We start from the raw sequence: 7,145 nt of genomic DNA, 5'->3' as shown, positions 1-7,145 counted from the left end.
CGTCGCGGGGCATCACGCGACCCTTCCCGATGGGCTGAGGTTATGTTGCGGAGAAGCTGCCGATCCCTCGCAACATCGCCGCCCAGCGCGGGGCCGCAACATAACACGCGGCGCAACATAATCGGTCTTATGTTCAACTGAACATAAGACCGACGCCGCCACCGGCGAGCATGGCGATTTGCTCGACATCATCCGCGAGAGCCGCGGCCTGACCGACTTCAAGGACGTTGCTGATGAAGCCCGCAGCTTCCTGAGCCTTCCGCAACCTGCTGAACCATCACGGCGGCCGAACGGCGCTCCAGCGAGGCTTGATGCGCCGGCCGGATCGTCCGAAGCGGCGCGCCGGTTGTTCGCAATGTCGCAACCAATCGAGCGCACTGCCGTGGAAGCGTATTTGCGCCAACGCGGCATTACGGCTTTGCACGGAACCGACAGTCTGCGCTTCCATCCGCGCTGCTACTACCGGCCGGACGAGCACAGCCCGACCGAGACGTGGCCCGCGATGATCGCCGCCGTCACCGATCTCTCGGGTCACCTGACCGGCGCCCATCGCACCTGGCTCGACCCTGACGGCTTCAACGAGGCGACGCTCGGCAAGGCGCCGATCGACACGCCAAGACGGGCGATGGGCGATCTCCTCGGCCATGCGGTGCGCTTCGGCGTCGCAAGCGAGGTCCTCGCCGCCGGCGAAGGCATCGAGACAATGCTGTCGCTGCGATGCGTACTGCCGACCATGCCGATGGTCGCAGCACTATCGGCAGCGCACCTCTCCGCCGTCCTGTTTCCCGACAGGCTGAGGCGCCTCTATGTGGCCCGCGACAACGATCCGGCAGGCGATGCCGCGGTGGCGACGCTCCTCGACAGGGCACACACGGCCGGGATCGAGGCCCTGGTGCTCTCCCCCGAGATGAGCGACTTCAACGAAGACCTGAGACTGCTCGGGATCGATGCACTACGGGCGGCGATCCGAGGGCAAATCGCAGCGCAGGACGTCGCCCGTTTCATGGATCTTGCGGCGTAGCCGGAACGGGGATGGCGTGTGGGGCTGTCTTCGACGGCGTATGGCCAGGCTTTCCTTGTGCCGCGGAAAGGACCACGCCCACGGCCTTCCGGAGAGGGCGATCGGGCGCCAAGCGCGGCGGCCCGGCAATGGCTGCGGCCGACGATTTTCCGGCGGCGCTGCGCGCCTTTCCATCGCGAACCAAAATCGCCGGCCTTCGCCATCCTCCGCTACCGCTTCGGCCCTTCGCTTCGCTGCGGGTGCAAGTCCGCCCCGCCCGGCGCCTTCGTCGCCATGAAGGCCGCGATGGGCGCGGCCGATCCGACGAGGAAAGCCGCGATGTCCATCGACCACGACGACGAATTCGAGCCCCGCCACAACGAATCCCCCACCGACCGCGTTCTCCAGGAACTCCAGCTCTACGGCTACCGACCCTTCCACGATGAACCCGACCCACGGCCGCTTCCCGAACCGCACATTCTCGCCGGCAGCGTCGCCGACATCTTCGACGCCCTCGTGGTGGCGCTCGCGGAGACCCGCCTCGAACCCGACCTCGAGGATCTGCTTTGGTCGACGGTGAATGTGTTCCACCGCGCCATTGACCGGATCGAGCGCGAACTCGACGACAACGAGATGGCGCAGCAACGCGCGCAGCGGGAACAGGACGGCAGCGAGGTCAAATCCGTCGAACTCGAACGGCTGACATCGGAAGGGCAGACACTGATCGAGCGTCGCAACGTCCTCGAGCTGATGCGCGACCAGGCCGCCGACCAGTTCGAGCGGCACACGCACTCGGCCTGGCGGCCGCGCAGCGGATCGAAGGTCAACCATCGCCATCTCACCGCCGCGATGATCGACAGCCGCGACTTTCTCGCCGCGAAGAAGCGCGCCGACCAGGAGGCGCTGTTGCCGGCCGGGCCGAAGGTGGCCGTTACCGGCGGTCTCGATTTCAACGATCACCGTCTGATCTGGGCCAAGCTCGATCAGGTCCACGCCAAGCACCCGGATATGGTGCTTCTGCACGGCGGTTCGCCAAAGGGCGCCGAGCTGATCGCCTCCAAATGGGCCGACAACCGCAAGGTGCCGCAGATCGCCTTCAAGCCCGACTGGACGAAGCACGCCAAGGCAGCGCCGTTCAAACGCAACGACGCGATGCTGGAGACCCTGCCGATCGGGGTGCTGCATTTCCCGGGGACAGGCATCCAGGAAAACCTTGCCGACAAGGCAAAGAAGCTCGGCATTCCGGTCTGGAAGTTCGGCAAGGGCGGCGCGTGAGCGCCGTTGGCGGCCTCACTCCAAACAAACGACCATGCCGGATTTCTGCTGACGCCTTCGGCTCTTTTCGACTATATTCGCATCCATGGTGGTGGTGGAAGGCGCGATCCGTACGTCCAACTCGGTCGTGGAGTTCGCCACCATGCTCGTTATCGGCATCGTTCTCAGCATCTTCGGCATCGGCTTTCTATGCTGGCTGATGTTCAATCTCGCCGTTTATGCGCTGCCGTTCTTCGCCGGCATGACCGCGGGCCTCGCCGCCTATCATAGCGGAGCGGGTGTCGTCGGCGGCCTGATCGTCGGGTTTACGGCAGGCGCTATCACGTTGGTCGTCGGCCAAGCGATCTTCGCGATCTTTGCGTCACCCATGCTACGGGGACTCATCGCGCTCGTTTTCGCCGCGCCCGCAGCTATCGCAGGCTACCACGCCACGCTCGCACTGGGCCGGATCGGCGTCCCGGCCGAAGGCTGGCGAGAGGTGTTTGCCATTGTGGGCGCGATCTCCATCGGAGCGACCGCTGTCGTCCGAGTCGCTGGGATGGCGTACCCGTCCAGCGTCAGCCGTGCCTCTGTCGCGATGTCAGATCAGCCGCAGATGGCGACAACGCCCAGGATCTCCTGATCCCCGGTCACCCTCATCGCAGTTGAGTTTTGAGTAGGTCGGCGTTGAACGGCGGCGTCGTTCAGACGAATGAAGCGCGAGCACCTACGTGTGGCTGAAGCCAGGGCGCGGTCTCTACCCACCGTCGAGCAGCATGCTGGCTGATATAGCGTCGCTTGCCTCGCCTTCTGGGACCCAGGCTTCTCCGCCCTTTTTCTGCGCCAGAGGCTCTTTCTCTCCCCTCGAGCGCCGCAACCCCTTGTTCCTGCGAACCGAAGGCCGCCACGTCTCTCTCCGAGGATGCTGTTCATCGCGCGCGAGCACGGGGCCTCTCCTTGGCTTGATCTGGCCGAAGACCGGCTGCGCCTCGATCGCCTGATCCGCAACGTCGCCGCATCGACTTTCTTCCCCTGGACCGAACACCCCACGGGACAAGCCCGCGGGACCCCGGTTCGGCCCATTCCTCGCGAGGCAAGAAAGTCGCCCCGGCGCCGTCCTCCGCTGCGCTGCGGCCCTCGGGCCACCCCATCGCGCGAGCGCCCTAGGCGCGGCGATGGGGACCCCGACCGTCGGGTGCGTCGTCGATCGTCCTCGGCCTGCCGATCGCCATCGAGGCCGCGATGGTCGCGGGCTCGAAAACAGCAAGGAGAAGTGACATGGCCACCATCGGTTCCTTCAAGAAGGTCGGCAGCGAGCTGCAGGGCGAGATCGTCACCCTCAGCGTTCAGACCAAGGGCGTGCGCATCGTCCCGGAGGCTAACCGGGCGAGCGACAATACCCCCAGCCACCGCATCTTCGTCGGCCGGGCGGAGATCGGGGCGGCTTGGTCCAAGCGCTCGAACGAGGGCCGCGACTATCTCTCGGTCAAGCTGGATGACCCCAGCTTCAACGCGCCGATCTACGCCAACCTGGTCGATGACGAGGACGGCGAGGGGTTCACCCTGATCTGGTCGCGCAGCCGCCGCACCAACGGCGACTGACACGACGACGTGAAGCCCCGTCCGGAACCGCCGGACGGGGTTTTCCGTTCAGGTGATCAGGACGGCGGATCGCTCTCCGAGATGTCTTCGGGGACCGTCGCGGCGAAATCCTCATCAAACAGTGCCGCCGGCTTCACGCCGACCGCCTGAGACACGAGCCAAAGCGTCAGTAGCGTGACGTTCTGCTGACCGCGTTCCATACTGCTCACATGAGCACGATCGACACCCATCCGCTCAGCCACGGCCTCCTGGCTGAGACCCGCTTGCGTTCGAAATCGTCTGAGATTTGCGCCAAAAACTCGCCGGATATCCATCCATAGGGTGGACACCAATCGCGTATTTTGGCGCTACGTATTATAATACGCGGCCTTGGGTTCCGGTGTTCGCGGGACGGCAGGTCCGCTATCAACCACACCGCCGGGCCAGACCTCCGTCTGGGGACACGAAAGACGATCAGGACCGCGCCAATGCACCCGAAGATCGCAGACGCCGCGCCCAACGCGACGCACGTTACGGATTACGACCGATCGCATGCCGCGCTCTACTTGCGCCTGCTCGATGCCGCCGACGAAGGCGCGCCCTGGGAAGAGGCCGCGCATATCGTGCTGGGGATCGACCCAGCGCGCGAACCGGCGCGCGCGCGCAGCGCCTATGAATCGCATCTGGCGCGCGCCCGCTGGCTGACGGCCCAGGGCTATCGAGATCTCCTCAAGACGCCGAACTGAACCGAACCGCGACTCCGGCTTTACGTCTCCGTCCGGTCCCGGGATCACGGATCGACATATTTCCGCCGAGCCGATTCCGGCATGGCGCGATGCCGGCAGGTGGACTTCACATCCGGCGACTCGCCCACACCTCAGTCCTCGCAACCGTAGGCATCACGTCGTTCCGTAGCGGAGACCGACCATGTCGAAGGAGGATTGGCGGTCTCCTGCCGCCTACGACTACGCCAAGACACTTGAATCCGCCGGGCTCGCCTGGGAGTTCCTGCGGCGCAATCCCGAGTACGGGGCCGATTATCGGACCGCAGCCGACGACGACGGCGCAGATGCCCGAGCCGCCGTCTGGGGGTTACGATTTCCTGGCGGACCCTGACGCCCGCGCCGATCAGTCGCCCGCCTTCTGGCGGCCCGACGAACTGGCGTCGGTCGTCATCCTCGCCGCCGCGCCGCCTGGCGCGACCCCGTCAGCTCTCACCCTGTCCGATCTCCCCGCCGAGCTGGTTCGCCGCGACGCCGAGGACGGCGCCCATCTCATCGTCCGGAGCGAAGCGGGCCTCCACCAGCTTTGGGTGACGGCTGGAACCGAAGCTGGCGCTTCCTTGGCCGCCATCATTCCGCTCGACGCCATGACCGCGGCCCGGGCCGAAGCGGTCGTGCAGTTTTGGGAAGCCCAGGCGCGAGGAACGTCATGCCCTCGAAGATCCCGAACCCGACGCCTCGAACGCCTGATAGCGTCCCTACAAGCCCTCGACGCTCGACTGGATGGCGCCAGCTACCGCGCGATCGCTGAGGCCGTCTTCGGCCCCCGACGCGTCGCCGATGAGGCGTGGAAGACGTCTTCGTTACGTGACGCGGCCATCCGCATGGCGCGCACCGGCCTCGCCTTTATGCGTGGCGGCTATCGCAAGCTGCTGAAATCCAAGTCGCCCGAATAGCGTCGCGCGCCCGAGGGGTGGCGAATTCGCCATCCTCGACTTCACCATCCCTCCTCGCCCGCTCGATTGCCGAACGTGATCCGCGACGGCCGCCGCCATCCGGCGGCCCCTCACAGGATCACGGAGGTATCCCATGTCCACCACCGTCGCGGGGCTACCACAGCGCTATCTGCGCACGCCGGAGGCGGCGCGCATCGTTGGCCTGTCGATCCGCACGCTCGAGAAGCATCGCATCTACGGCACAGGGCCGCGCTATTCGAAGCTGGGCGGTCGCGTCGTCTACCGCCTCGAAGACCTCCAAGCCTGGGTCGAATCCGGCGCCAAGGCGTCCACCTCGGACCCCGGCCGTTCGACGGTCCTGCCCGCCAAGCGCCACACCGCCGACGCGCTGGCGCGCGCCGCGATTCCGCGCCGCTGACCTTCGTCATGTCTGCGCGACATCGCCCGAATTCGGAACGCGAGCAGCTCGAACTCTTCCGGGCGCTGCCGGGCGATCTCGCGCCACGAGACGCGCAGGACCTCATGGCCTACCCCTTCTTCAGCCTCGCCAAGACGCATCGCACCACGCCGATCGATTTCCGGATGAACGACATCACCATCCGGGTCGAAGCCGTGCCCGAGCACGGCATGGCGACGATCTGGGACGCGGATGTCCTGATCTGGGCGGCTTCGCAGATCGTCGAGGCGCGCGACGCCGGGATCCGCACATCGCGGCTGATGGCGGCCACGCCCTACGAGATCCTGACCTTCATTGGACGCGGCACGAGCGTCCGCGACTATCACCGCCTGAAGGCCGCGCTCGACCGGCTCCAATCGACGACGGTCGCCACATCACTGCGTCAGGCGGCGGAACGGCGACTGCACCGCTTCTCCTGGATAAACGAATGGACCGAGCACGCCGACGGGCATGGCCACGCCGCCGGCATCGACCTGATCGTGCCGGACTGGTTCTATCGCGCCGTCCTAGACGACGCGCTCGTCCTGACCATCGACCGCACCTATTTCCGCCTGACCGGCGGGCTGGAACGCTGGCTCTATCGGCTCGTCCGCAAGCACGCGGGCAACCAGCCCGCCGGCTGGCGGTTCGACTTCCGGCACCTGCACGCCAAGTCGGCCAGCCTCTCGCCCTTCAAGAGGTTCGCCTTCGAGCTGCGCGACATCGTGCGCCGACAGCCTTTGCCCGGCTATCGCCTGACCATCGAATACGAGGTCGGCGGGCGCGAACTGCTCGCGTTCGTCAGCGCCCGGTTATCCACAGGGGCTTGTGGACAAGCTGTGGAAACCCTCGTGCCATCGGGAACCGGCAGGCACGTGCCATCAGGAACCCCAGGCTCGTGCCATCAGGAACCGGAAACGCCGATTCCAGTTTCTGAAACAGTCGCTTACGGCGAGCCTAACTTAGACTCTAACCCACAAGAATCTAGTACACCTCGCCGGAAGTGGCGACTCCGTTGATGGGTGGCCCGGCGCGGGTGAGTCTGGTTTGCCACAGTCTGGCGGCAATCGCCGTGACCAGCCGCCGTCAGGAGCCGTTCTGGCGAGTCAGGAGCGGCCTGAATATGGCAGGCCACAGGCTCACGCCTCGCCCTGATTCACCGGAGCCTTCATGCCCCGTCTGACTGCCGCCCCGAT

General features: G+C 65.9%; 9 protein-coding genes and 1 pseudogene. 9 read left to right on the top strand and 1 reads right to left on the bottom strand.

Annotation, left to right across the window (positions count from 1 at the left end; genetic code table 11):
• Positions 1-148: 148 nt before the first annotated feature.
• The 4 genes and pseudogenes from CCS01_RS11190 to CCS01_RS11175 all read left to right on the top strand — a co-directional run.
• Positions 149-1,021 (top strand): annotated as a pseudogene (locus CCS01_RS11190) (DUF7146 domain-containing protein); the annotation flags it as partial.
• Between the two features lie 318 nt (positions 1,022-1,339).
• Positions 1,340-2,275 carry a DUF2493 domain-containing protein gene (locus CCS01_RS11185; RefSeq protein ID WP_104518905.1) on the top strand — a complete coding sequence of 312 codons (936 nt, stop codon included), beginning with the start codon at positions 1,340-1,342 and terminating at the stop codon, positions 2,273-2,275.
• 85 nt (positions 2,276-2,360) lie between these two features.
• Positions 2,361-2,897 carry a hypothetical protein gene (locus CCS01_RS11180; RefSeq protein ID WP_239992111.1) on the top strand — a complete coding sequence of 179 codons (537 nt, stop codon included), beginning with the start codon at positions 2,361-2,363 and terminating at the stop codon, positions 2,895-2,897.
• Positions 2,898-3,532: 635 nt separating this feature from the next.
• Complete coding sequence (locus CCS01_RS11175) at positions 3,533-3,856, top strand: DUF736 domain-containing protein (protein ID WP_048859572.1); 324 nt, start codon at positions 3,533-3,535, stop codon at positions 3,854-3,856.
• Between the two features lie 56 nt (positions 3,857-3,912).
• Here the strand turns inward: CCS01_RS11175 and CCS01_RS11170 are convergent, their stop codons facing one another.
• Positions 3,913-4,170 carry a helix-turn-helix domain-containing protein gene (locus tag CCS01_RS11170; RefSeq protein ID WP_104518906.1) on the bottom strand — a complete coding sequence of 86 codons (258 nt, stop codon included), beginning with the start codon at positions 4,168-4,170 and terminating at the stop codon, positions 3,913-3,915.
• A gap of 153 nt (positions 4,171-4,323) precedes the next feature.
• On the opposite strand from CCS01_RS11170, the gene CCS01_RS11165 reads away from it, so the two are divergent.
• From CCS01_RS11165 to CCS01_RS11150, 5 genes are all read left to right on the top strand, one after another.
• Positions 4,324-4,581, top strand: a complete 258-nt coding sequence (locus tag CCS01_RS11165) for a DNA -binding domain-containing protein (protein ID WP_104518904.1) — start codon at positions 4,324-4,326, stop codon at positions 4,579-4,581.
• A 181-nt stretch (positions 4,582-4,762) separates the two neighbouring features.
• Positions 4,763-4,951: a transcriptional regulator domain-containing protein gene (locus CCS01_RS36050; RefSeq protein ID WP_324482654.1), complete on the top strand. Its 189-nt coding sequence runs from the start codon at positions 4,763-4,765 to the stop codon at positions 4,949-4,951.
• Positions 4,905-5,513, top strand: a complete 609-nt coding sequence (locus CCS01_RS35120) for a DUF2285 domain-containing protein (protein ID WP_104518903.1) — start codon at positions 4,905-4,907, stop codon at positions 5,511-5,513. The genes CCS01_RS36050 and CCS01_RS35120 overlap by 47 nt, the downstream gene beginning before the upstream one ends.
• Positions 5,514-5,646: 133 nt before the next feature.
• Positions 5,647-5,931: a helix-turn-helix transcriptional regulator gene (locus CCS01_RS11155; RefSeq protein WP_104518902.1), complete on the top strand. Its 285-nt coding sequence runs from the start codon at positions 5,647-5,649 to the stop codon at positions 5,929-5,931.
• A gap of 8 nt (positions 5,932-5,939) precedes the next feature.
• The gene (locus CCS01_RS11150) at positions 5,940-6,968 is read left to right on the top strand and encodes a replication initiator protein A (protein WP_104518901.1); all 1,029 of its coding nucleotides are present in this window, start codon (positions 5,940-5,942) and stop codon (positions 6,966-6,968) included.
• The last annotated feature ends 177 nt before the right edge of the window (positions 6,969-7,145 follow it).

This window comes from Rhodopila globiformis (genome assembly GCF_002937115.1).
GTDB classification, from domain to species: Bacteria; Pseudomonadota; Alphaproteobacteria; order Acetobacterales; family Acetobacteraceae; genus Rhodopila; species Rhodopila globiformis.
This window is presented reverse-complemented; position numbering and strand designations above follow the sequence as displayed.